Genomic DNA, 21,849 nt, shown 5'->3' with positions numbered 1-21,849 from the left:
AAAAACGGGAGCGCAAAAGCGATGACGCTTGCGGCGATGGCCTCTGTCGTGGTCATGACAGCGTCCGCCCGTTACGCACCGGGATTTTCGGCAAAGTCTGCTCGGCTGCTATGGTGAGCTTCGCGCGCTCGACTGGCAGCAAGGGTAGCAGGTTCAAGAACTCCTGCAGCACACAGATGCAGCGCTCGCGCTGCGGTGTCCACGGGTCCAGCATCAAGGCTGCGCGGCTGGCGCAGTACCGACCCCAAGCCTCAAAAAACGGCGTTGAGGCGATCAGATCGACAGTCATGGGCGGACGGTTGGGAACTGGCTGTTTCACCTTCATGACCATGTCAGCAAGGTTATCGTGACCCGCTTTCCGGCTTTCCGATTTCCATTCCGCAGCCATCTGCTGGGCCTGTGTCCCAAACTCGATGATTTCGGCAGAGGTAAACCCGGCCCGGACCAGGTCTTTGAAGGTCGCGGCGCCAGACGACGCTGCAATGTCCTGCATCGTCTTCGCCATTTCGATCGCACGAAGATGCGGGGTGTGCTCCAATTCGCGTGGGTCGGCGTTGCGGATCGGATTGGCCGGGCGCGAAAGACGCCGGACAAACTGCGAATTTTGAAAATTCATGAATGCCTCCATCGGTAAGGATGAGGCTAATATCGAATAATTTGCGATATTCTGTCAATCACCTTTATCGCATTTTTTGCGATACTCAACGATTTGAAATACTTAACATCGCAAATTATGCGAATCATCAAACAAAAAAACCCGGCACATGGCCGGGCTGATTTGATGGATGAACAGAGATTGTTATTCGCGGGTGACTGAGAATCTGACGCGACCGAGGATACGGACCATATCACCATCCTCACCGTTGATGGGGATTGCTTCCTGAAATCTTGGATCGTCAGACTCAGGCAAAAGCCACATTGCCCCGTATTCGTCTTGCCAGAGCTTTTTGACAGTTGCCTCGCGCAGCCCATCGGCTCTTTCACGTTCAACGATATAACGCTTGCCCGCAATCAGGTCTTCCGGGCGTTCCAGTGCGTCGGTAAACACAAGAACTGTGCCATCCGGATAGCGTTTATTCATCGACGGCCCCCTGGTTTCAGCCGCATGCAGCGAGAAATTCGACAGCGCCGGGTCATCCGGCACAGGAACTTCGTACTGATCTTCGATCGGCCATTCCCAAGTTTCCGCCCAAGCCCCAGCTTGAATCTGCCCCTTAACAGTTACGGTTCGACCGCCCTCACTGCCCACGAGTTCTGCTGTCGAAACACCCAACGCCTTTGCATAGGCTTGCAGCTTCTGCTCGGACAACGCGCTTTTGGAGCTTTCCGCGCGATGAACCGTTTGCCAATGCACGCCCAACTTCTCGCCGAGTGCCCCCTGCGAAAGTCCCTTAGCTTCCCTGATTTCCCTGATCCTGTTCTTCATGGCGCACATCTTATCAGTATCGCTAAATCTGCGTTATCGAAAAATATGCGATAAAGCCCTTGACATTCATATCGCATTTTGTGCGATATAGGGGCGAAAAGGAGCACGCTATGAAACTTGCAGATTGGCGTAAACGAGAAGGGCTTTCCTGCGACGAGGTCGCGCGCAGACTTGAGATCGCTGCAGCGCGAGGCGGTTCCAGCGTGTGGAATTGGGAAACCGGACGAGCACGCGCTGACGCCGACATCATCGACAAGATCGAGATTCTGACAAACGGTGAAGTTTCGCCTCTCGATATGCATCGCACCCGCCTCGACTGGCTCCGCCAAAACAGGAGCGATGAGGCCGCATGATGCAGAACCTCTTCCGCCGTCTCGATGATGCTGCTTGTGCACTGCTGATCGGCCATTCGCGCCGCGATCTGGACCGGGTGCGCCTGCGCCGCCTGAAAATCCTTGTTCGCCGGGAAATTGCCCGGCTGGAGCGCGAAGCGCGAGAGCATGAATATTTCTCATTCCGTGCAACCTTCTGCCGTTCTCTAGCGCAGTCGCTTGCGAGCCGCCTTGAAGGCGTCGTCAATAGCGTTGATTGTGAGGCCTACCGTATTCTGCTGGATCATCTCCATATCGAGCGCGTCAACCTGCACGCCCGCCGCAAATTTCAGTGGGATTACTGGCATTCGCTCGACGACTTCAACAAGGCGCGCATTCACTGCCCGGTAATGCCGATAATCGATCCTGCCAGCGAGCAATACGGCAAGCTCTTCAAGGGCCTTGGTGACCGCCGCATTTTTGATCCGTTCCATGACAAGGGCGGTCTCCGCATTCGGCATTGGCATCGCGCTGTTACTCCGTTTTTCCGGTGGCTGGTGCGCCCCCTTCAGCGTGTGAAGGTTAGCGGTCCGCCGTAGTGATCTGACCCCGGCAAACTGACACCAAAAATGCATTCCCTTAACGGGAAAAAACAGCGGCTTTTCCCGCCACGGGAAAACTCTGCCTTTTAAGGACTTCCCCATGACGCAACTGACAGACGCATGGTTCCAAAGGATCAAGTCGGCACAGCGCGACCTCATCAAATATTGCGGCGGTATCGAGCGTGTCGTCGAGCTATCCGGCTTCTCTAAAAGCCAGGTCGGACGCTGGAACCTGTCGACCGAAACCGACCTGATGCCGCTCAATGTGGTCTACAAGCTGGAAAACGAATGCGGCGTGCTTTGCGTCACGTCGGTGATGGCATCGCTCAACAACCGCCGTCTGGCCGAACCGGATGAGGATGTTCGCGCAGCCGGCAATCTGCTCGCGGCCCACTCCGAAGTCGTGGCCAGCGTTGGCGAGGTGATGAGCATCGGCGCCCGCGTTTTCGCAGACGGCAAGGTCACAGGCACCGAAGCCATGCAGCTCGACAAGGTGGCGAGCGAGGCCGAGCGCAATATTTCGGGCCTGCGTCGCGAGCTTTCCGGCCACATTGCCAATGCACGCCGCGGCGACCCTGCGCTGCGCGTCATCGGGGATGACTGATATGGCGCGCCGATCCTCTCCCGCACAGCGCCCCAGCCACATCGTTCTTCTGCTCGCCTCACTTTGCGCAGGGGTGACCATCGGCGGCGCTTATGCTGCGTTTCTCTATTGGGCGGTGACGCGATGAGTGATGCTGTGAACTTGGCTTATCTCGCAGGCGTGATTGATAGCGATGGGACTATCGGTATCAAAAGAGATACCTACAACATGCGGATAGTTGGCGATTGCAGCCAGCCTATCTATAGCGAGCGTATCTGCGTTAAGCAGGTTGAGCGGTCGGCAATTGATCTATTGCACCATACTTTCGGCGGCACCTTCTATACCTGCTCCGCGTCTGTGCGGCGTGGTAAGCCGCTATTCGTTTGGCAAGTTACGGACAAAAAGGCCGTATCTGCGTTGCGTGCACTTCTTCCATTTCTACGCATACAAAAATCGCAAGCTGAAAACTGCCTAGATCTCCGGACAATAAAGGATAGGAGCAAAGTCGAAAGGGTAGCAAAAAATCGGGGCCATATGGGTTCTAAGCCTCGCTCCGCAACTCTCTCTGCAGCGATGGAAGGTTGCTATCAGCGCGCTCGCCACCTCAACGAGGTTGGCGTGTCATGAACATAAATATCTTAGATGGTCGTATTTCAATATTGATCGGCGATGTCTTCGAACGTCTTGCACAGATCGAAGGTAATTCAATCGACTGTGTCGTTAGCTCCCCCCCTTATTGGGGTTTGCGATCCTATATCGCCGATGGCGACCCGTTGAAGCCGCTGGAAATCGGCCTTGAACCGACGCTCGCTTCGCATCTGGAAACGATGGTAGCCGTGTTCGAGCAGGTGCGTCGTGTCCTGAAGCCCACTGGCACGTGCTGGATCAACTATGGCGACTGCTACGCCACCACGCCGAACGGTAAATCTGCTGCCGATTACAAGGCGGAAGGCACCGACGATCGCACGTTTCGGGACAAGCCTTTCTCGACCATCGGCGGCGGCATAAAGCCCAAAGACCTGCTGATGATCCCGAACCGGCTTGCCATCGCCCTGCAGGATTCAGGCTGGTGGGTTCGCTCGGAAATCATTTGGGGCAAATCCAATCCCATGCCGGATTCCTCCGGTGCATACCGCCCTTCTGCCGCGCATGAGAAAATCTTCATGTTGACGAAATCAGACGATGGGGACGTATGGCGTGCGCGCGATACGGGCGAGATTTCCTTTTCGCCTGATCTGACAGAGCGCTGCCCCTTCATCACCGACCCGTCACGCGAAGGTGCGCGCTGGATACGCATCGGCGCTTATTATGATGCCGAGGCCGTACGGCAGGTTAGTGCCACGGGACTAGCTCACCCGGTTCAAGGTTGGGCAACAGGAAGCGACACTCCGCACTCGCCCGTCGCTCATAACCGCGTGCGAAAAGACAAGCAGCGCGGTCACGATCGATGCCATGATGGTTTCAAGGGTCGTTGGGGTCAAATGACGAAGGAAGAGCAAGGCGCAAACGGGCGCTTTCTTCGCAATTTCGAGCCTGCGCCTCTTTCCGTCTGGCCGATTGCCACCAAGCCGTTTTCCGAAGCGCATTTTGCGACATTCCCGCCGGAATTGGCGGAACGCTGCATTCTTGCCGGATGCCCGAAAGACGGCGTTGTCCTCGATCCATTCGGCGGGGCCGGAACCACGGGGCTTGTGGCTGCTCGCCATAACCGCCGCGCCATGTTGATAGAACTCAATCCAGATTATGCCGACATTGCCAGGCGCCGCATAGAAAGAGAATGGCGCGTCATCGCTGACGCGCCATCCGCAACGACCGATCACGGCCCTTTGTTCAGTGCAGAGGTGTTATGATGACGATTGGTCTATTCAGCCGCCTCCAATCCGATGACCAGCTTCTGCCCCATGGCCGCAAGTGCTGCCGTCATGAGGGGAAGCTTGGTCGCAGTGTCCGGATCAAGCAGGCGGCGCGCCTCCTTCTCGTCCTTGCCAAGCCTGCGGGCGAGTTCAGTTCTGGAAAGGCCCGAAGCGCGGAAAGTCTCGATCACGGCAATCTTGGTTGCGACTTCCGCATCCGGCCAGATCAATTCTCCCTTTGCCTTCGCTTCGGGCAGGCTTCGTCCCATCTCCAGATAGGTGAGCAGCGCCACACCAAGCGCGTCAGCAGCCTGTTCGCGGGCATCCGCCATATCATCACCCTCGGTGATAGCTTCCGGCACATCCGGAAATGTAACAACGAAGCCGCCTTCCCGCTCGGTAGGCTCGAACACGGCTGCGTAAGCGTATGTTCTCATTCGTCCAGTCCTTTGCTCCTTTGTGTGGCGGGAGGGGCTCAAATGAGCCCCAACCCTTTCTTGATCTTCGCGGCGGTCTTGGGATCGATTTCCCGGCTCGGCAGTGTGGTGAAGCGATCTCCTACCCATACTGTTGCGTGCCCGCCTTTTCCTTTGCTCTTGCTAACCCGAAAGGCCAGCCCTTGCGCTTTTGCTTCATTCCTTAGCTCGGCTATGAAGCGGTCTCTCTTGTCCATCGGGTTCTCCGCTTTGACAAAGACAATATCGGATATTTTTGTCCGAATGTCAATAGCTTTCGGATATTTTTGTCCGAATTTCACAATCGACAGGGCGGGCCGATGACCGCCGCTTTTTCCACCGACTTCACGATTTTCGGCATGTATGTCGACCGCAAGCGCATCTGCTCGCATCTGCGGGAGATCGACGTTGCTCGGCTTTGCGATATTCCAAGGGACGATGTTCGCCGCGCGATCCACGGCAAGAGCATATCGACGGAATCCTTTCTCGCGCTCTGCGAATGGCTGGAGCGCTCCCCCTCATTTTTCGACAGCAACGAACTCGCCACCAGACGAGAGGTTTATCCATGATCACATTCGGCCAGCCCGGCAGCATTACGCCTCAAAGTTTCACGCCTGACCTGCCGACAGTCATGACTATCGAAGGGCTGGCGCTCCTTCGCGAAATGGGAATGACCCAGAGCGAAATCGCCAAGGCTTCTGGCATGTCGGTCTATAAGGTCCGCTCCTATTTGAACACCATCTGCCGCACCTGGAGCATAGACCAGTGCTGGGGCATGCGTGGCCGAGAAGAAACCGGGGGTGCGCAATGAACCTGCCCCTGATCGTCGATTCCTTCGCCGGCGGTGGAGGTGCATCCACCGGCATTGAAATGGCTTTGGGCCGTTCACCGGATATTGCCATCAACCACAATGCGGCCGCGCTGGCGCTGCACGAAGCGAACCATCCGCAAACACTGCATCTGTCCGAAAACGTCTACAAGATTGACCCGCTTGATTACCTGCGCGGTGCGCATGTTGGGCTGGGCTGGTTTTCACCGGACTGCAAGCATTTTTCCAAGGCAAAGGGCGGCAAGCCTGTCGAACGCAACATTCGCGACCTCGCATGGATAATCCCCGGCTGGATCGAGCGCATTCAGAAAAGCGGCGGCAAAGTCGATGTTGTCATTCTCGAAAACGTCGAGGAGTTTCAGGATTACGGCCCGTTGATGGAAACCGCACGCGGTTTGATGCCCGACCCGGAACGAAAGGGCGAATACTTCAAAAAATGGTGCCGCAAGATTCGCTCGCTTGGCGGCAAGATCGAGTGGCGGGAGTTGCGCGCTTGCGATTATGGGGCGCCGACTATCCGCAAGCGGTTCTTCGCCGTTATCCGCTTCGACGGTCAGCCCATTGTGTGGCCGAAACCGACACATGGTGCGCCTACCGATCCCGACGTTATATCCGGGCACAAGCTACCATGGCGCACCGCAGCGGAAATTATCGACTGGTCGCTGCCCTGCCCTTCCATTTTCGACACGTCCGAACAGATTATGGAAAAGCATGGGCTTCGGTCGGTTCGCCCGCTTGCTGATAATACCATGGCTCGTGTCGCGCGTGGCATGAAGCGCTATGTGCTGGATGCCGAGCGCCCATTCCTTGTTAATCTCACCCACGGCGGGCGCGTCGAGGCAGTCGACGAGCCGTTCAAGACAATCACCGGCGCGCATCGCGGCGAAAAGGCTCTCGTGTCGCCGCACCTCGCATCGTACTACAGTCACGATAAGGGGCGCTCGGAACGAGTTTCGGAAATCGACGGACCACTCGCAACCGTCGTAACTGAAAACCGGCACGCGCTAATTGCGCCGTCCGTTATCCGTTTCAACACCGGAGCCACGGGGCAGGATGCCCGCGAGCCGCTGTCTACCGTTACTGCGAACAGCTTTATCAAGCGGCCCGGCGGCGCGGCCCCTTTGGGTGTTGTCGCCCCGCATCTGATGACGATGCGCAATGCGGGTAAGCCTTTCAATGGTGCCGATGAGCCTACACACACGATCACTGCAGGCGGAGCCGGGCTGACGGTTGTCGCGCCGGTGCTTACCGCCGCCCAGCATGGCGGCTCGACCCGTTCGATTGACAGCCCGGCGCATACCATCACTGCCAGCACGAAAGATCAGAACAGCGTTATTGTGCCTACGTTGGTTGGTTGCGGTGGCCGCGCCGGCCAGAGCCGCCCACGTGGTGCTGGCGAACCAATGCACACAACCACGGCCAAGGCGGACACCTGTATAGCAACTGCCTTCGTCGCTCGCGATTTCGGGACGTCGACCGGCCACCGCATTGATGAGCCATCCCACACGGTAATGCCGGATGGCCAAGGCAAGTCGCGCCTGATTACGGCTTACATGGCGCAGCATAATAATGACAGCCGCCGCAAGGGCGGCGTCAATCCCGGTCGTTCTATCGATGAGCCGGTCTCGACGGTCACGCAAACCGGATCGCAGCAAAGTGTCGTGGCGCCATATCTTCAAGCCTATTACGGTACCGGCGATGGCGGTGAAGAAAACCAGCCTGTCAGGACCGTAACCACCAAAGACCGTCACGGCCATGTCGAGGCCACGCTCGACGTGCCACCTTTCACGCCAGCACAGGCCGAACGGGCGCGTGAAGTGGCCGCATTTCTCCGCGCCTACGGTTTCTGGGATGAGCGCGAGTTCGTCACCATAGAAGCGGGCGGCATTCTCTATGTCATCGTCGACATTGGCATGCGCATGTTGGTGCCGCGCGAGCTTTATCTCGCGCAAGGTTTCCCGGCTGATTATGAGATTGAGCGCGGCATCAATGGAGATCTGTTCTCAAAATCGGTGCAGGTTTCCTGTTGTGGCAACAGCGTTTCGCCACCCGTTGCCGCCGCACTCGTTGCCGCCAATTGCAGCCATCTGGCACTACGGATGGAGGCAGCAGAATGACCTCTCCTGTCCAATTCCCCTATGTTTACCGATGGAACCGGCAGGGCCGCAAAGGTCAGCCATGCGCTGTCGATATACGCGCCAAGGTCATGAACTCCTGTCTGGTCCGTTTCCCCGATGGATACACCATGGTGACAAGCCGCAATGCGCTTGCGCGCCGGAAAGATGTAGGTGCAGAATGACTGTTCCCACGTTCAGTAACGAATTCACATCCGCTCACTTTCGCAAAGAGCTCACCCGGCTCATGCCGGGCTACCAATGGACTGTTCATAAGTCCACAAACGAAAACAGGCTTGAGGCAACAGGAATTCAGTCAAGCGGCTTCAACCGTCTCTCGACCCTATCCGTCGTCAGATCAGTTCATGGTCAAGGCGTGGTTACCTATTCGGCCAAGTCAGCAGGATACGGGCGGCGGGCAAGATGGTTGCATGCCAACACCGATATCACGCTCGCCAGCGCTTTACGTGGATTGCAGAATTTCTACGAAGCACAGGCTGGCCTTTTTAGAAAGCACGCCTCGTCATTGGAACGGGGACGAACGGCTCAGGGCGGTGACGAATGAGCGCCGCGCTGAAACTCTTTGTCGAGGATGCGCGTGCCATCACGATCGCGGATGCTGCGCAGCGCCTCAACCTGAAATGCAATCCGCGCGGAAGCGAACACCCGCAACCCTGCCCCGCCTGCGGCGGCAAGGATACGTTCGCCTTCAACACCCAGAAGAATAAATGGAACTGCCGTCAAGGCGGTATAGGCGGGAATGATGCGATAGGCATGGCGGCGCATGTGCGTGGCCTCAATGTTCGCAGCCGCGAAGGTTTGCTGGAAGCCTGCTCGATCCTCCTTGACAAGTCCATCCCGGAAGGTGGCGAGCGGGAATCGGACGCCGACAGGACTGCACGCTTGCAGCGACTGGAAGAACAGCGCCAGCGCAATGCCGAATTGCAGGAAGAACACGCGAAAAGCCAGGCTGACTATCGCGAGATCGAGCGAAACAAGGCGCGGGGTATATATCGTCGTGCTTCCACGCTCTATTCATCCTCGGCACCACATGGCCGATTTTATCTAATGGCGCGGGGCGCCTGTGCCCCGGAATCCGAATGGCTGCGTGTCGATACATCTGTAACCTATTGGCATGGTGACGCGAGCCTGCATGAAGGACCTGCCATGATCGCGCCGATCGTTGGCCCTGACCTCGGCGTCATCGGCTGCCACATCACCTGGATTGATCTCGCCCGCCGTCCGAAATGCCGACCGGAAATCATTGACACCGCGACCGGCGAAGTGTTGCCAACGAAAAAGATGCGCGGCAGCAAAAAAGGCGGGCTTATCCCACTTGCCGGTCATCCAAGTATGGAACGTTGGGTAGGCGGCGAAGGCATAGAAAACACGCTGGCCGTTGCACGCGCTGAGAGCCTTCGCCCAGATACGTTTTACTTCGCCGCCGGCGACCTCGGCAATCTTTCCGGCCCCGCCGACCCCGCATCACGCTTCGCGCACCCGACCCTAAAGAAGGAAGACGCCAAGGGGCGTTTGCGCACCGTCATGGTGCAGGGGCCGGTTCCCCGCGCCGACCAAGGCCCGGATGACGCTTTCTGGATCGGCGACCATGTGCGCGAGATCGTGCTTTTGGGCGACGGCGATTCCGAGCGCGTCATGACTTCCGCCGCCATGGCGCGAGCGCGTGCACGTATCTTGAGACCAGATCGGAAGGTAGCAATTGCGTGGCCTCCGGCTGGCACTGATTTTTCTGAAATGATGGCAGGTGCCGCGTGACAAAGAATACCCAAGACATACCGGCCGCAGTGCGCGCAATCATGGCTGAAGCTTCACGGCAGGCGGAAGCTGCTGAAATTGATCCCCGCAACCCCGCCACCGATGGTCTGCCTGATGCGCACTCCCCGGATGACGGTGAACCGGCTGCTACCGCGCGTGGTGATCGGAGCGTTGACCGCGAAGTGGTGAGGGCCTGTGCTGCGCTAGACCATTCCGACACGGATAACGCGGAACGCCTGCAGCGCCATTTTGGCGAGGATATGCTCGTGCTCGCCCAAAGTAAGGCCCGCAAGGCGACCTATGCGATATGGGATGGCACGCATTGGGATATCGACACGGGCGACCCGCGCTCACTCGCCATTGCGCAGCAGTTGGGCGGACGCATCGCCATGGAAACCGAGTTCCTGCAATACACTCCCGCCGAAGAGGAGGCGGTTAAGGCTGGAAAGGAAGCCTTGGCTAAACCGGAGGATGAGCGATCCCGACCGGAAAAGAAGTTGGCCGACGCGGCGCTGAATGCAAAAGCGAACCTCGCCAAGCGCAAAAAAAGGCGCATGGATCATGCGGTCACGTCAAAAAACCGGGCGCGGTTGGAAGCGATGCTGACCTGTCTGGCGCCGCATGTGATGCGCTCGCCAGATGATTTCAACGCCGACCCGCTCAAGGTGGCGCTTCTGGACCATACGCTGGTTTTCTCGCGTGAGGTCGAGCACGTGCGAAACCCGGCCTTTGACGATCCCGACGACAACCGCGAGGATATACCCGAAACCATCGAGCGCAAAATCGCCAGCGTCAAGGCGATCAAAGGGCACCGCCGTGGCGACCTCATAACCCAGATCATCCCCGTCGCTTATCAAAAGAACGCCAAATGCCCGAAATGGGATGCTTTTCTCAAACGCATGCTGCCGAGCGACGATGTGCGCCGTATGGTGCAGGTAGCGTCCGGTTTGGGTTTGGTGGGCCTCACCGTACAGAAATTGTTCTTCCATTACGGCTTCGGCGCCAATGGCAAGTCCGTCTACATGGAAACGCTTTGCCGCCTGCTTGGCGATGTTTCTGTTACGCTGCCGTCCGAATCCTTCATAGGTGAAGGCAATTCCGGCGGTGCCGCCTCGCCTGATATGGCGCGGCTCTATGGCCGACGCTTCCTTCGCGTCAAGGAATTGCCCGAAGGTGAGGATTTGCGCGAAAATCTGGTCAAGGATTTGACTGGCGGTGAAGACTTCACCGTCCGCGACCTGTTTCAAGGCTATTTCGACTTCAAGCCCATCTTCACCGGGCACATGTCCGGCAACGGCTATCCACGCATCACCGGCACAGACAACGGCATCTGGCGACGCATGGTCGTGGTGCATTGGCCTGTGACGCTGAAAAAGGAGGAACAGCGCGAATTTGAGGAGGTGGTTTCGGAATTCCAGCCGGAATATCCGGGAATACTGAACTGGCTCATAGAGGGTGTGCTGATCTTCCTGCGTGAAGGGCTCGTCATTCCAGCATCGGTCGAGGCGAAAACGCAGGAATACCGCGACGAAATGGACCCCACGTCCGCTTTCTGCGCCCGATGTATAGAAGCTGATGAGCGTGGCGAGGTGACCGCCAAGGATTTCTATCAGGCTTATGTTGACTTCACCGTCGATCAGGGCGGCAAGCCTATATCGCTGACGAGATTCGGGCTGATCATGAAAAAGAAGTACCGGCGCGAGGATGGGCGCGCGGTCAAATACCATGGCTTGCGCCTGATCGAGGTCCCGAAACCCGCTCACACGTCCGGCTCTGATGATTACGAGGCGCACATGCGATGATGCTCGCTCTCCGTCCCCGCAACCCCGCCTTTGGCACGGCTTTCGCCCCTGAAAACCGGCAACCCTTTGATATGATTGAACTTATGCTGTGCAGTAGTTTGCACCAGTTTGCACCACTCTGCACCAGTTGGAACAACGGGATAAATGAAATGATTTCAACAACTTGCACCAGTTTGCACCAGTTTTCCTTGTGTATACATAAGGGAAAAAGGGGGATGGGGGAAAAAGCTTATTATATGCACAAGCCAAAACTGGTGCAAACTGGTGCAAATATTTGATTTTGTTATTCGATTTCCAGTTTTCTAAGTGGTGCAAACTGGTGCAAACTATCGCAAGTGGTGTAAAATATGAAAACTGTAACGATTGATGAACTTCTCGTCTGGGCTTTCGTCCACGAACTGCCAAAAGGCGGTGGCGTTGATGGTCTGGATAGCATTCACTCTGCATGGCGGCAACTGGAGGCTTCGTCTTGGGGAAAAGTTCTGGGCTATGCAGAACTCATGACGCTTGTAGACCGCGACCGTCCAGAACCCGGTATGTGGGTCGAACAGGGTGCGCCGCACGAGGATGCACTTGAGGTGGGTAAGGCGGTTGCCGATCTTGCCCGCTTTGATGTTTCTTTTCCGGATGGCTGGAACCCGGTTGCCGACTGGCAGGATTTCGACGGGCTGACGGCAGATGCGGTGGCGCGGGCGACCGAACGTCTTATGCTGCGTCCTGCCCGTTCGCGCAGCGCTGGCATCGCATCGCTTGTCATCTCCAGCGCCGTGTTGGGGCGAGCGCCCGATTATACCGCGCCAGAACCGGAATGCGTTGTGTTCGCGCGCCGCGAGGGAACCCCGTCATGGTTCGTCCGTAGGCCAGCCGTCGATGCCTTTGGGCGTGAATATTCGGTTGAGGTTGACGGATTTAATCGCCGCGCCCATCGGCCCTATCCTGGCGCCTATCGCAAGTTTGTTCTGACGCCTGACCCGACTGCCGATATCTTGGGACGGATTGACTATCAGATTTGGGTTGCGGCACTCGCGAAGCTGGAATCAGCACTCATTGATCGGCTCGTAGGCCGCAAATTGACATTTTCGCACCGCTCGGCAACGCCATGGTTGGAGGATCGCGATATGGTCGGCATCCAGCTTTGCCGGGCTTTTGGGGACACCAAACGTGTGGAGGCCCAAAATAAGTGTTGACCTGCTGCAGAAACTTGACTTACACCTTGGATGCTAAAAAAGATTAGACAGAACCCCGGCGCACCCGCGACCGGGGTTTTTCGTTTCATGGGGCGGAATTCGCGATGCTTGTCTATCGGTGGGAAAACATCGAAGGGCTGCGCCGATACGCCGGCGGCATCAAGCGGCTGCAAACGGAATTTCCGAAAGTTTTGCCGCGCATCGTCAATCAGGTTGGGCGGCGTGCCCGCACCCGCGTAGTGCGCAACCTCACGAAACAAACAGGACTGGAACGGCAGGTCATCGTTCGGGCAGTCAAGAACGTTGATACCGCGAAACCGGGAAAACTGTTCTATTCGCTGCAATCGCGTGGCGGGTTCATCCGCCTCAAGTATTTCAGGGCAAGGGAAACCCGCCAGGGTGTAGCCGCACAGCCATTTGGGAAGCGCCGCGTATTCCCCGGCACCTTCATCATGGGCGGGCAGTTCCCCTACCGCCACGTTAAGCACTGGAATTTGGAGGGGCATGTTTACCGACGAATTGGGCGTGCTTCGCAACGACGCGTCACGCAGGTGAAGTCGGACGTTCGCATCCCTGATGAGATGGTGCGCGGCGAGACCCGCGATGCATTCGAGCGTGAGGCGACCGTGACCATGCCCCCTCGGGTCGAGGCCGTCATCCGCAAGCTCCTCGGGTGACCCCTCCCCCCCTTTTAGGGACCGTATCCCCGTCTAATCCACCGGACGGGCGGGCTCGACTGCCGGTTTTCGCCAGTAGGTCGTTTTGAAAGCGATACACAGATACACGTGCTTGCACGTGTGCATACACACAACGCAAAGCGGGACGCCATGGCGGACGGTGATTGGATTTCGATTTCGGAAGCCGCCGCGCGGCTGACCGCGATGGGCGATCTGGTCGAGCGCTCGACCTTGTCGCGATACCTGAAGCAACATTCCGAAGCGATTGAGCTTCGCGACGACGGAAAGGCGCGACTGGTCGAGTTCAATACTCTGGTCGCCCACCGAAACGAGAATATCCGTATCCGCGTGGCTCCTCCCACGACGCGGACCATTGCGGCGCAGGGAAACTTCAACCCTGCGCCGCGCTTTTCGGGAAGTCAGTCCGATGGCGCAGCGCGAAAGGCCCAGGCCGACGCCGAACTGCGCGAAATGGACTTGGCGGAACGCCGCAAGACACTGACCAAAGTGTCGGAAGTGGATCGTGCAGGCCGCGATGCAGTCGCACTGATGCAGAGTGCGTTCGAACGCGCACTGGAAACGGAGGCCGCAAACGCCTCTGTGAAATACGGGTTCGACGAACGCGCCACGCGTATGGTCCTCAAGGCGTTTGTCCGCAAGGGACTGGAAGTTTTCAATCAGACAATTCTCGGACGGATCGATGCCATGCGCCAGCGGGATGAGGCCGACACGACCGACGAACCAAAAGAGGAAAGCGAACAGATATGAACGCCCCGCAGCCGCGCGAGCAATTCATGGAATTGCCCCGTGGCGAACTGGTGTTGTTCCGGGGGCTGGAAGCTGCCAGCCGCCCTATTGAGAATCTGACCATTTCCGAGCATGCGGACCGCTATCGCAAGGTTTCGCCAGAATCCGGCTCGCCTTGGCCGGGCGACTTCCGCACTGACCGTGTGCCTTATCTGCGCGAGCCGCAAGATTGCCTGCATCCGGATCACCCGGCGCGCCGTTGCACTGCCCGTTGGGCCGCGCAGCTTGGCAAGTCGACCGCAATCGAGAACTGGTTTTGCTTTATCGTCGATCAGGCTCCCGGCTCGATGATGATCGTGCTGCCGACGCTGGAAGAAGCGACGAAGTTCAACCGCATCAAGCTTCATCCGACCATTGAGGCGACACCTCGCATCAAGCACAAGGTGCTCCCGGTCAACAGCCGCGATGAACAAGGCTCGACCACGGCATTCAAACGTTTCGCCGGCGGCTTCTGCCAGATCGTCAATGCAGGTTCGTCCAAGGGCCTGCAGATGGTTTCGATCAAGTATCTCGCCATGGACGAGATCACCGGCTACCAGAGCGATGTTGACGGTCGCGGCAGTCCTCGCGATCAGGCCCGCGCCCGCCAGAAGATGCATGGCGACACTGCTAAGGAATGGCAGGGATCGACGCCCGGAATTGCAGGCGCATGTGCGATCAGCGACGATTTCGAGGCTGGGGATCAGCGTTACTATTACCTGCCTTGCCCGCACTGCCGCACCTATCAGGCACTGGAATTCGACAACATGTCGCCAGCAGACTCTGAAAGAAGTCTGCCGGTGCACTTCCGCTGCATTTCCTGCAACGAGGTCATCCTTGACGGCCACAAACATGAAATGCTGCCGCAAGGAAAATGGATAGCGCGCCGGGTTCGCGAAGGCGAGCCGCCTATTCCTCTTGCGATCCCTGAGGCCGATATTGAGCTATGGCGCTGCAATCCCTGCGAGGGTCGTTGCAGGGACTGGCAACCGTCGTGGCACCTGTGGGCGGCATATGCGCCGCGCGAGCGTTGGGCCGATATCTGGTCCCGCTGGACGGACGCACAAGGTAACGTCACCAAGCTGCGCACATTCTTCCAGCAGGATTTGGCGCTGCCCTATGACCCTGCCGGCGTCGCAGTCGAACATGAGAAGATCGTCGAGGCGGTGCGCAAGGAATTGCAGCCTTCACGGGTCATACCATCATGGGCTGGTCTCGTGGTTTCCGCTGCCGACGTGCAGGGCTATGGCATCAAGTGGATGGTCATAGCCATTGGACCGCGCGGCCAATACCAGATCATCGACCGGGAGATTTTCGAGGGAGCCCCTGACCAAAGCGACGAGCCGTGGATCAAATTGTCCGATGCTTTTGGGCGAGAATATCCGACCGCCGGCGGCGGTATGAAAGGCATCGACCTTTCCGGTGTCGACTCCGGCTTCGCGACCGACCGCGTTTATCGTTTTTGCGCACCACGCGCGAACGTTTATGCGCTCGATGGCCGCGCACCGCAGGGGCTCCCCTGGCTTGGAACACCAGTCAAGCGGGACATCAAGGACAAGCACCGGCGCATCATTGCAAAGGTTCTTCTCTATCCGGTTGGCCTGTTCGATGTGAAAACCGCTGTCGTCGCCTCCCTCGCCAATCTCGTGCTGGGGGCCGATGAGAGCGGGCAATGGCCGCGCAACACGCTGCATATCGCCAACGATATTTGCGACGAAGACTTCGCCAAGGAGTTGACCGCCGAAAGTCTCGTTGATCCGGATGAAGAGGCTCTGTCCAAGCCGTCACGGGGCAAGCGAAAGCTTATTCCGTCAAAGGCGGGCCGCATCTGGAAAAAGATCGCAGGGCGCAAAAACGACTGGTTTGATGCCACCGTTTACGCCTTCGCACTCGGCTGGCATCTTGAACGCAAACTCCGCCTGACCGCCGAGCGGTGGGCCGACCTGCTGGTCAAGGTTCATGGCGTGCCAGCCGAGAATGATTTGTTCGGCCATGCCGAGCAATCTGTCTTCGACAAGCCTGAGAAACCGAAAAAGCCACGCGATACCGAAGCGCGGCGCAATGCATGGAAAAATCGATGAAGTTGCTCGACCGCATTAAAGGGGTAGGCCGTGCGCTGCGCTCCGGCACAGTGCTGTCGGGCGTTTCGACGCGACCAACCGCACGCATGTTGCGTGATTCCAAGAGCGGTGTTCTGGCCGCACAACAGGTTTCCATTGTCGACAATCGCGAGGAAATCCGGCGAAGCTGGCGGCGTGCCGCCGCCTATGCACTGGATTTCATCCAGAATTCCGGCAAACTCAAAGGGGCCTGCGATCAGGTTCTCGTCGATACTGTTGGCGTCGAGCTTGTCTTGCAGCCACAGCCGGAACTCGCAGAACTCGGTTATTCGCCGGACGAAGTTGCCGCTCTCGTCGCGCAGATAAAGCGGGAATGGAAGCGCTACGCGTGGAACCCGCGTGAATGCGACATGCGGGGCAAATTCACCTTGCCGCAGTTAGTGGATATCGGTCTGCGTTGGTATATGGCCTACGGCGAAATCACCGGCATTCTGGATTACATGCCTCGCGCCAAGCGCCGGGCGAAGGGGATCAGGACCGGACTGAAAGTCTGTATGACCCCGCCGAGCAGGCTGGTGCAGGACACCAACGAGTTCGAAAACCTGTTTCAGGGCGTCTACCACGACGAGGACGGGCGCCCGATCGGCTATCTGTTCGAGGAAAAGGTCAACGGCGTTGTCCAGAAAGTTCGCTATCCAGCTTTTGACGCGGAAGGGCGACCGACCGTCCTGCATCTGTTCGACCCAACCGACGCAACAGACGTTCGCGGCATTTCCGTTCTTTCGTCTGCGATCCGAAAGCACGCCCAGAAAGAGGTTCTGGACGAAGCGACCCTGCAAACCGCCATCCTGCAAACAATCTTTGCGGCTGTGCTGACAAGCGAGAACCCTTCGAAGGACGCATTCGAGGCACTGGAAGCACTGGAGGATGAAGAACTCCGGGACGAGTTCGTAGGCTTTTTGCAAGCCAAAATGGACAAGGCGCGGGAAAGCACCATTGGCATCAATGGTACACCCACTGTCGCGCAGCTGGGGCCGGGAGAAGATCTTCAATTCCGAACATCTGCTACGCCCGGCAAGGAATATCTGCCCTTCGCAAGCAGCCTTGACCGCGAAACCGCCCGTGCCATCGGCGTCACGTACAGCAGCTACGCCATGGACCATTCGGACGCGACCTATTCGTCGGTTCGTATGGAAAACGCCACCATCTGGCCGATTGCTGTTCGCCGCCGCGAGCGTCTTGCAGCACCGATGTTGCAGGCAGTTTACGAAAGCTGGTTTGACGAGATGGTCGGCGAAGGCCGCATCAAGCTCAAGGTCTCTTACGAGGTTTTCGCTGCTAACCGGGAAAAGTTCACCTGGGCACAGTGGCAAGGGCCGGCGGCGCCGACTGCAGACGATTACAAAAGTGAGCGAGCCGTTTCTGAGCGGCTGGCGAACGGCACATCGAGCATTGCGATAGAAGGCGGGCTGAAGGGCATCGATACCGATGAACTGTTCAATCAGCAGCTACGCGAGCATCAGCGTTATGTCGCGGCCGGTATGCGTTCGCCCTACGAGCGCCCGAACCAACCTCCGCTTGCGGTAGATGAAACAACCAAGAAGAAGGCTGCCGCATGAACACGATCCGCATCAGAAAAACGGAAATCGATCTCGATGACCCGTGCGCCGCAGCCAAAAAACTCCGCGGTCTGCGAATCCAGATCGCCGCCGGCGGACAAACCGAAGTGGTGCGCTTCGGTGATGATGAAGTCCGGTATGGCAAAACCAATATCGCGGCACTCGATCAGGAAATCGAACGCCTGACGGCGGAATGCCAGAACATCAGTGGCGGTCCTCGCCGCCGGTACGCGAAGCGCATGCGCTTCTGCTGACCTAACAGGAGTTTCCACAATGCCCGTTCTTCAGAACGGCGAACTTGTGCTCTACGGGTTCGTCGGCGCTAACTATTACGATGAAGGCTTTACGGCGAAAGACGTTCTTTACGCGCTCGCCGAGGTGGGGCGCGACACGGATATCACAGTGCGCATCAATTCGCCGGGCGGCTACACCGATGATGGCATATCCATCTACAACGCCTTCAAGTCCCACAAGGGCACAGTCACAGTCTATGTTGATGGTGTAGCCGCATCAGCCGCATCGATCATCGCCATGGCCGGCGAGGAACGCATCATGCGAACCGGAGCCATGATGATGATCCACGATCCTTCGTCTGGGACATGGGGAACGGCGGGGGACCATGAAAAATCCCGCGACTATCTGGAAAAACTTGGCGACCAGATGGCCGGTATCTATTCCGATCGCACAGGCGAGGATGCCGCCACGATCCGCGCAGATATGCGCAAGGAAATCTGGCTCACTGGCGAGGAGGCCGTGTCCCGTGGGTTCGCCACAAAAACTGAAAAGCTCAACGCCGTAGCCTTCTCGGCCTTCAACTATCCGCTTTATGCAAACGCACCCGACAATCTGAAGCGTCTGGCGCAGGCAAATTCCTGGTCGCTTGACCCTACAAAACCTGCGGCCGCACCCGCCGCCGCGCCAACCTGTCAAAAGGATGACGACATGACTGACAATAAGCCGGCGGGACAGCCTCCCGTCGATATCGCTACTGCCACAGCCAATGCCGAGAAGGCAACCAAGGAGCGGATCAAGGCCATCATGACCAGCCCCGAAGCGTCGGGGCGCGAACAACTGGCCAGCCATTTTGCCTACGACACCACGATGTCGGCAGAAGATGCCATCAAGGCGTTGACCGTGGCGCCGAAGGCAGAGGCCGCAGGCCAGGCCGAACCGGATCCCGCGCAGGATTATGAAAAGCGACGGATGCTCGCTTCGGGTCAATCGCAACCGCAGCCACCGCGCAAGCCCGGAACACCAACCGCAAAGATCAACACCGGCGAGATTTACGCCTCGCGGCGTCAAGCGGCCAAGTAGGAGAAACCACCCATGGAGAACAAGGTTATGGGTCCGCGCCCGCTCGAATTCATCCTGCATGAAGGCGACGGTCATATCTCGCGCGATGTTGCGAAAATCCCCGCTGGCACCGGCAAGCTCAAGCCCGGCACCGTTCTCGGTGAACTGACTGCGACCAAGGGCAGCTTCATTCCCTCCCCTGCCGCCGAAGTCGCCGGGAAGGAAGGCGCGGAAACTGCAAAGGCGATCCTTTGCTATGCCGTCGATGCCACAGACCACGACGAAGAAGCCGTCATCATCAATGTGCACGCCGAGGTGAAAACGTCGCTGCTGGTGTTCGACGCTTCCGTCAACGACGCTGCCAAGCAGGCGGCAAAACTCGAACAGTTGCGCGCCGTTCATATCAAGGCCCGCTAAGGAGAACCCCACATGCCAGGACTTGATATTTTCAACGATGACGCGTTTTCGGTGCAGACGCTGACCGCAGCCGTCAACAATCAGCCCTACCGCCCCGGCCAGATCGGCGCTTCCGGTATGTTCGAGGAAGATGGCGTCACCACCACGATTGTATCTGTCGAGGAGCGTGACGGCACCCTCAGCCTCGTCGAACCGACCGAACGCGGCGGGCCCGGCGAAACTGCTACCGGCGAGAGCCGCAACCTGATCCCATTCAATGTGGACCACTACGAGCGAAACGACTCTGTTAAAGCGGACGAAGTTCAGAATATTCGCGCTTTCGGCACTGAAAACGAAGTCGAACAGGTCACCGATCGCGTCATGAGCAAAGCCGACCGACATTTGCTCGACCTTGACATGACGCTCGAACATCAGCGCGTCGGCGCGATCAAGGGTATCGTAACCTCGAAATCGGGACGCGTTCTGCACGATCTGTACAACCGCTTCGGAATTGCCGTTCCGGCTCCAGTATCGCTTGATCTGGGGAACGATGCGGCCAAGGTCGACGAAATCCTGGAAAAGGATGTTGCATGGTCCATCGAAGATGACCTCGACGGCTTTTACGACCATTTCCATGTCTGGACCGGGCGCAATCTTCACCTCAAGCTTTGGGGACATAAGCGCATCCGCGAAACTTTCCTCGCCACCAATGGTGCGGCTCAGCTTCGCGAAGCAATCCCCGACAAGTTCACGGTCGGCAAGTTCGTGTTCGAACGGTACAAGACGGGTTCGCGCGCCACGGCCAATCTGGGCGCAGCATATATCGACCATAACGAGGGCCGCGTCACGCCGATGGGTGCACCGGGTCTCTTTATCACTCGCTTTGCTCCGGCTGATTACATGGAGACGGTCAATACCAAGGGTCTGCCGCGCTACATGAAACAGATTCCGATGCTCAACGGCAAAGGTATCGATATCGAAGTGCAGTCGAATCCAATTTCGCTTTGCACCAAGCCCGGCGCCCTGCGCAGGATCACCCTCTAACCAGCATTAGGAGCACAGGCCCGCGTCCGTCAAAGCGGGCCGCAGTGTTCATGCATGAGGTTCACCCATGTCGAAGAAATCCACTATCGTCGTCGCATTCCCGCACGGCGGCATAATCCCTGCCGGGGTTCTGGAAAAGCCTGCAAACGTTTCCGTTCTCCCTCACGAGCCGATCGAAGTGCCGAAATTTTACGGCGAGCATCTGATTTCCGACCGCATCGCCTATGATTATGTCGAGGCAGAGAAACGGAAGAAGGCGGACGCCGCATCGGCAGCAAGGGACGCCGAAACCGCGCGGGCGGATGCGGAAATGTTGGAATCGCTCAACGAGCAAATCGCCCGGCTCACCTCCGAGAACGAAAAGCTGATTGCCAATCTGGATGAGGCCGACAAGAAGATTTCCGCACTGGAATCGGACAAGGTCAAGCTTTCCGGCGAGATCGGCTCCCTGCAGGCCGATTTGACAGATGCAGACAAGGCCCTTGCGGATGAACGCGACAGGCTCGGCAAGGAACTGGAAGCGGAACGCAATAATGTCGCCATGCTGACCGAGCAACTGGCCGAAGCCACGAAGCCTCCCGCCCAGACGCAAGAATCCCTGAAAATGGACGGCGACAGCGGCAAAGCGAAATGAGCCCGTCGCCCTTCGAAGAACACCGGGACGCGCTATACGACGAAGTGGATGCGGAGTTCGCCGAACCGCTGCGCATCTTCTTCCTCGAAAAGGGACAGACGATTTTGGGGCGCAAACCAGCCGACATTAATGCCGTCCTGCGAAAGGCGGGCCGCGATGCGTTCCAGCCCGATGGCGGCAACAACGCCGATTGGAATATCAAGCTTGCCGCCGGCAAGGCGACACTGGCGATTGACCGCGCCGCGTATCCGGAACTTGAACTCGCCAAAGGCTTCCGCGTCTGCGCGCTTACTCGCAAGGGCCAGCCGATGTTCGAGGTGCAATTCGTGGATGCGCGCTCACACCGGCGCCTCTATGCGATTTTGGGCGAATCCGCGTCGTTGAAACCAAAGGATGCCTAAT

Annotated in this window: 29 protein-coding genes; 25 read left to right on the top strand and 4 right to left on the bottom strand. The window is 57.9% G+C overall.

Annotated elements, in window-relative coordinates; all coding sequences use genetic code 11:
• Positions 1-52: 52 nt before the first annotated feature.
• Entirely contained in the window at positions 53-616 is a 564-nt protein-coding gene (locus tag F9K78_RS08640) for a hypothetical protein (protein ID WP_151682164.1), read from the bottom strand.
• 183 nt (positions 617-799) lie between these two features.
• Positions 800-1,426, bottom strand: coding sequence for a LexA family transcriptional regulator (locus F9K78_RS08635; protein WP_235925397.1), 627 nt, complete (start codon positions 1,424-1,426; stop codon positions 800-802).
• 110 nt (positions 1,427-1,536) lie between these two features.
• On the opposite strand from F9K78_RS08635, the gene F9K78_RS08630 reads away from it, so the two are divergent.
• The 6 genes from F9K78_RS08630 to F9K78_RS08610 all read left to right on the top strand — a co-directional run bounded on the left by F9K78_RS08630 (position 1,537) and on the right by F9K78_RS08610 (position 4,772).
• Complete coding sequence (locus F9K78_RS08630; protein WP_121985465.1) at positions 1,537-1,779, top strand: helix-turn-helix domain-containing protein; 243 nt, start codon at positions 1,537-1,539, stop codon at positions 1,777-1,779.
• A complete protein-coding gene (locus tag F9K78_RS08625) occupies positions 1,776-2,336 on the top strand; it encodes a hypothetical protein (RefSeq protein WP_151682162.1) in 561 nt (186 codons plus the stop codon). The genes F9K78_RS08630 and F9K78_RS08625 overlap by 4 nt, the downstream gene beginning before the upstream one ends.
• Before the next feature lie 103 nt (positions 2,337-2,439).
• Positions 2,440-2,943 (top strand): phage regulatory CII family protein, encoded by a 504-nt coding sequence (locus tag F9K78_RS08620; protein WP_100652012.1) that lies wholly within the window; start codon positions 2,440-2,442, stop codon positions 2,941-2,943.
• A gap of 1 nt (position 2,944) precedes the next feature.
• Complete coding sequence (locus F9K78_RS22225; RefSeq protein ID WP_255414750.1) at positions 2,945-3,070, top strand: hypothetical protein; 126 nt, start codon at positions 2,945-2,947, stop codon at positions 3,068-3,070.
• Positions 3,067-3,549 (top strand): hypothetical protein, encoded by a 483-nt coding sequence (locus tag F9K78_RS08615; protein WP_151682161.1) that lies wholly within the window; start codon positions 3,067-3,069, stop codon positions 3,547-3,549. The genes F9K78_RS22225 and F9K78_RS08615 overlap by 4 nt, the downstream gene beginning before the upstream one ends.
• Positions 3,546-4,772, top strand: coding sequence for a DNA-methyltransferase (locus F9K78_RS08610; RefSeq protein WP_151682160.1), 1,227 nt, complete (start codon positions 3,546-3,548; stop codon positions 4,770-4,772). Before F9K78_RS08615 ends, F9K78_RS08610 begins: the two co-directional genes overlap by 4 nt.
• A gap of 11 nt (positions 4,773-4,783) precedes the next feature.
• Here the strand turns inward: F9K78_RS08610 and F9K78_RS08605 are convergent, their stop codons facing one another.
• A complete protein-coding gene (locus F9K78_RS08605; protein ID WP_006470841.1) occupies positions 4,784-5,212 on the bottom strand; it encodes a type II toxin-antitoxin system HicB family antitoxin in 429 nt (142 codons plus the stop codon).
• A 38-nt stretch (positions 5,213-5,250) separates the two neighbouring features.
• Positions 5,251-5,448, bottom strand: coding sequence for a hypothetical protein (locus F9K78_RS08600; protein WP_006470842.1), 198 nt, complete (start codon positions 5,446-5,448; stop codon positions 5,251-5,253).
• 102 nt (positions 5,449-5,550) lie between these two features.
• On the opposite strand from F9K78_RS08600, the gene F9K78_RS21875 reads away from it, so the two are divergent.
• The 19 genes from F9K78_RS21875 to F9K78_RS08510 all read left to right on the top strand — a co-directional run bounded on the left by F9K78_RS21875 (position 5,551) and on the right by F9K78_RS08510 (position 21,848).
• The gene (locus tag F9K78_RS21875; protein WP_006470843.1) at positions 5,551-5,799 is read left to right on the top strand and encodes a hypothetical protein; all 249 of its coding nucleotides are present in this window, start codon (positions 5,551-5,553) and stop codon (positions 5,797-5,799) included.
• Complete coding sequence (locus F9K78_RS08595) at positions 5,796-6,041, top strand: FaeA/PapI family transcriptional regulator (protein WP_006470844.1); 246 nt, start codon at positions 5,796-5,798, stop codon at positions 6,039-6,041. The genes F9K78_RS21875 and F9K78_RS08595 overlap by 4 nt, the downstream gene beginning before the upstream one ends.
• Positions 6,038-8,176, top strand: coding sequence for a DNA cytosine methyltransferase (locus F9K78_RS08590; protein ID WP_151682158.1), 2,139 nt, complete (start codon positions 6,038-6,040; stop codon positions 8,174-8,176). Before F9K78_RS08595 ends, F9K78_RS08590 begins: the two co-directional genes overlap by 4 nt.
• Positions 8,173-8,358, top strand: a complete 186-nt coding sequence (locus F9K78_RS08585) for a hypothetical protein (protein ID WP_006470847.1) — start codon at positions 8,173-8,175, stop codon at positions 8,356-8,358. The genes F9K78_RS08590 and F9K78_RS08585 overlap by 4 nt, the downstream gene beginning before the upstream one ends.
• Positions 8,355-8,738, top strand: a complete 384-nt coding sequence (locus tag F9K78_RS08580; protein ID WP_006470848.1) for a hypothetical protein — start codon at positions 8,355-8,357, stop codon at positions 8,736-8,738. The genes F9K78_RS08585 and F9K78_RS08580 overlap by 4 nt, the downstream gene beginning before the upstream one ends.
• A complete protein-coding gene (locus F9K78_RS08575) occupies positions 8,735-9,949 on the top strand; it encodes a DUF7146 domain-containing protein (protein ID WP_151682157.1) in 1,215 nt (404 codons plus the stop codon). Before F9K78_RS08580 ends, F9K78_RS08575 begins: the two co-directional genes overlap by 4 nt.
• A complete protein-coding gene (locus F9K78_RS08570) occupies positions 9,946-11,751 on the top strand; it encodes a DNA primase family protein (protein ID WP_006470850.1) in 1,806 nt (601 codons plus the stop codon). Before F9K78_RS08575 ends, F9K78_RS08570 begins: the two co-directional genes overlap by 4 nt.
• The gene (locus F9K78_RS08565) at positions 11,748-12,029 is read left to right on the top strand and encodes a hypothetical protein (protein WP_151682156.1); all 282 of its coding nucleotides are present in this window, start codon (positions 11,748-11,750) and stop codon (positions 12,027-12,029) included. The genes F9K78_RS08570 and F9K78_RS08565 overlap by 4 nt, the downstream gene beginning before the upstream one ends.
• A 69-nt stretch (positions 12,030-12,098) precedes the next feature.
• A complete protein-coding gene (locus F9K78_RS08560) occupies positions 12,099-12,938 on the top strand; it encodes a hypothetical protein (RefSeq protein ID WP_151682155.1) in 840 nt (279 codons plus the stop codon).
• Positions 12,939-13,042: 104 nt separating this feature from the next.
• A complete protein-coding gene (locus F9K78_RS08555; protein ID WP_151599145.1) occupies positions 13,043-13,615 on the top strand; it encodes a hypothetical protein in 573 nt (190 codons plus the stop codon).
• Positions 13,616-13,765: 150 nt separating this feature from the next.
• Positions 13,766-14,383, top strand: a complete 618-nt coding sequence (locus F9K78_RS08550; RefSeq protein WP_151599143.1) for a hypothetical protein — start codon at positions 13,766-13,768, stop codon at positions 14,381-14,383.
• On the top strand, positions 14,380-16,482 hold the full coding sequence (locus tag F9K78_RS08545) for a terminase gpA endonuclease subunit (RefSeq protein WP_151599141.1): 2,103 nt from the start codon (positions 14,380-14,382) through the stop codon (positions 16,480-16,482). The genes F9K78_RS08550 and F9K78_RS08545 overlap by 4 nt, the downstream gene beginning before the upstream one ends.
• Entirely contained in the window at positions 16,479-18,080 is a 1,602-nt protein-coding gene (locus F9K78_RS08540; RefSeq protein ID WP_151682154.1) for a phage portal protein, read from the top strand. The genes F9K78_RS08545 and F9K78_RS08540 overlap by 4 nt, the downstream gene beginning before the upstream one ends.
• Complete coding sequence (locus F9K78_RS08535) at positions 18,077-18,334, top strand: hypothetical protein (RefSeq protein WP_006470858.1); 258 nt, start codon at positions 18,077-18,079, stop codon at positions 18,332-18,334. Before F9K78_RS08540 ends, F9K78_RS08535 begins: the two co-directional genes overlap by 4 nt.
• A gap of 19 nt (positions 18,335-18,353) precedes the next feature.
• On the top strand, positions 18,354-19,394 hold the full coding sequence (locus F9K78_RS08530; RefSeq protein ID WP_151682153.1) for a head maturation protease, ClpP-related: 1,041 nt from the start codon (positions 18,354-18,356) through the stop codon (positions 19,392-19,394).
• A 12-nt stretch (positions 19,395-19,406) separates the two neighbouring features.
• A complete protein-coding gene (locus F9K78_RS08525; protein ID WP_043062310.1) occupies positions 19,407-19,790 on the top strand; it encodes a head decoration protein in 384 nt (127 codons plus the stop codon).
• 12 nt (positions 19,791-19,802) lie between these two features.
• Positions 19,803-20,813 carry a major capsid protein gene (locus F9K78_RS08520; protein ID WP_151682152.1) on the top strand — a complete coding sequence of 337 codons (1,011 nt, stop codon included), beginning with the start codon at positions 19,803-19,805 and terminating at the stop codon, positions 20,811-20,813.
• Positions 20,814-20,880: 67 nt separating this feature from the next.
• Positions 20,881-21,447 carry a hypothetical protein gene (locus tag F9K78_RS08515; protein WP_151682151.1) on the top strand — a complete coding sequence of 189 codons (567 nt, stop codon included), beginning with the start codon at positions 20,881-20,883 and terminating at the stop codon, positions 21,445-21,447.
• Positions 21,444-21,848, top strand: coding sequence for a hypothetical protein (locus F9K78_RS08510; protein WP_208851917.1), 405 nt, complete (start codon positions 21,444-21,446; stop codon positions 21,846-21,848). Before F9K78_RS08515 ends, F9K78_RS08510 begins: the two co-directional genes overlap by 4 nt.
• Position 21,849: the final 1 nt, after the last annotated feature.

The organism is Brucella pseudintermedia, assembly GCF_008932435.1.
GTDB lineage: Bacteria > Pseudomonadota > Alphaproteobacteria > Rhizobiales > Rhizobiaceae > Brucella > Brucella pseudintermedia.
This window is presented reverse-complemented; position numbering and strand designations above follow the sequence as displayed.

Bases quoted from the DNA above. Each gene is read 5' to 3' on its own strand.
- F9K78_RS08630 (WP_121985465.1), top strand. From the start codon at position 1,537: ATGAAACTTGCAGATTGGCGTAAACGAGAAGGGCTTTCCTGCGACGAG.
- F9K78_RS08535 (WP_006470858.1), top strand. From the start codon at position 18,077: ATGAACACGATCCGCATCAGAAAAACGGAAATCGATCTCGATGACCCG.
- F9K78_RS21875 (WP_006470843.1), top strand. From the start codon at position 5,551: ATGACCGCCGCTTTTTCCACCGACTTCACGATTTTCGGCATGTATGTC.
- F9K78_RS08545 (WP_151599141.1), top strand. From the start codon at position 14,380: ATGAACGCCCCGCAGCCGCGCGAGCAATTCATGGAATTGCCCCGTGGC.
- F9K78_RS08635 (WP_235925397.1), bottom strand. From the start codon at position 1,426: ATGAAGAACAGGATCAGGGAAATCAGGGAAGCTAAGGGACTTTCGCAG.
- F9K78_RS08600 (WP_006470842.1), bottom strand. From the start codon at position 5,448: ATGGACAAGAGAGACCGCTTCATAGCCGAGCTAAGGAATGAAGCAAAA.
- F9K78_RS08585 (WP_006470847.1), top strand. From the start codon at position 8,173: ATGACCTCTCCTGTCCAATTCCCCTATGTTTACCGATGGAACCGGCAG.
- F9K78_RS08580 (WP_006470848.1), top strand. From the start codon at position 8,355: ATGACTGTTCCCACGTTCAGTAACGAATTCACATCCGCTCACTTTCGC.
- F9K78_RS08510 (WP_208851917.1), top strand. From the start codon at position 21,444: ATGAGCCCGTCGCCCTTCGAAGAACACCGGGACGCGCTATACGACGAA.
- F9K78_RS08560 (WP_151682155.1), top strand. From the start codon at position 12,099: ATGAAAACTGTAACGATTGATGAACTTCTCGTCTGGGCTTTCGTCCAC.
- F9K78_RS08555 (WP_151599145.1), top strand. From the start codon at position 13,043: ATGCTTGTCTATCGGTGGGAAAACATCGAAGGGCTGCGCCGATACGCC.
- F9K78_RS08605 (WP_006470841.1), bottom strand. From the start codon at position 5,212: ATGAGAACATACGCTTACGCAGCCGTGTTCGAGCCTACCGAGCGGGAA.
- F9K78_RS08550 (WP_151599143.1), top strand. From the start codon at position 13,766: ATGGCGGACGGTGATTGGATTTCGATTTCGGAAGCCGCCGCGCGGCTG.
- F9K78_RS08615 (WP_151682161.1), top strand. From the start codon at position 3,067: ATGAGTGATGCTGTGAACTTGGCTTATCTCGCAGGCGTGATTGATAGC.
- F9K78_RS08520 (WP_151682152.1), top strand. From the start codon at position 19,803: ATGCCAGGACTTGATATTTTCAACGATGACGCGTTTTCGGTGCAGACG.
- F9K78_RS08565 (WP_151682156.1), top strand. From the start codon at position 11,748: ATGATGCTCGCTCTCCGTCCCCGCAACCCCGCCTTTGGCACGGCTTTC.
- F9K78_RS08530 (WP_151682153.1), top strand. From the start codon at position 18,354: ATGCCCGTTCTTCAGAACGGCGAACTTGTGCTCTACGGGTTCGTCGGC.
- F9K78_RS08525 (WP_043062310.1), top strand. From the start codon at position 19,407: ATGGAGAACAAGGTTATGGGTCCGCGCCCGCTCGAATTCATCCTGCAT.
- F9K78_RS08515 (WP_151682151.1), top strand. From the start codon at position 20,881: ATGTCGAAGAAATCCACTATCGTCGTCGCATTCCCGCACGGCGGCATA.
- F9K78_RS08640 (WP_151682164.1), bottom strand. From the start codon at position 616: ATGAATTTTCAAAATTCGCAGTTTGTCCGGCGTCTTTCGCGCCCGGCC.
- F9K78_RS08575 (WP_151682157.1), top strand. From the start codon at position 8,735: ATGAGCGCCGCGCTGAAACTCTTTGTCGAGGATGCGCGTGCCATCACG.
- F9K78_RS08610 (WP_151682160.1), top strand. From the start codon at position 3,546: ATGAACATAAATATCTTAGATGGTCGTATTTCAATATTGATCGGCGAT.
- F9K78_RS22225 (WP_255414750.1), top strand. From the start codon at position 2,945: ATGGCGCGCCGATCCTCTCCCGCACAGCGCCCCAGCCACATCGTTCTT.
- F9K78_RS08590 (WP_151682158.1), top strand. From the start codon at position 6,038: ATGAACCTGCCCCTGATCGTCGATTCCTTCGCCGGCGGTGGAGGTGCA.
- F9K78_RS08595 (WP_006470844.1), top strand. From the start codon at position 5,796: ATGATCACATTCGGCCAGCCCGGCAGCATTACGCCTCAAAGTTTCACG.
- F9K78_RS08620 (WP_100652012.1), top strand. From the start codon at position 2,440: ATGACGCAACTGACAGACGCATGGTTCCAAAGGATCAAGTCGGCACAG.
- F9K78_RS08540 (WP_151682154.1), top strand. From the start codon at position 16,479: ATGAAGTTGCTCGACCGCATTAAAGGGGTAGGCCGTGCGCTGCGCTCC.
- F9K78_RS08625 (WP_151682162.1), top strand. From the start codon at position 1,776: ATGATGCAGAACCTCTTCCGCCGTCTCGATGATGCTGCTTGTGCACTG.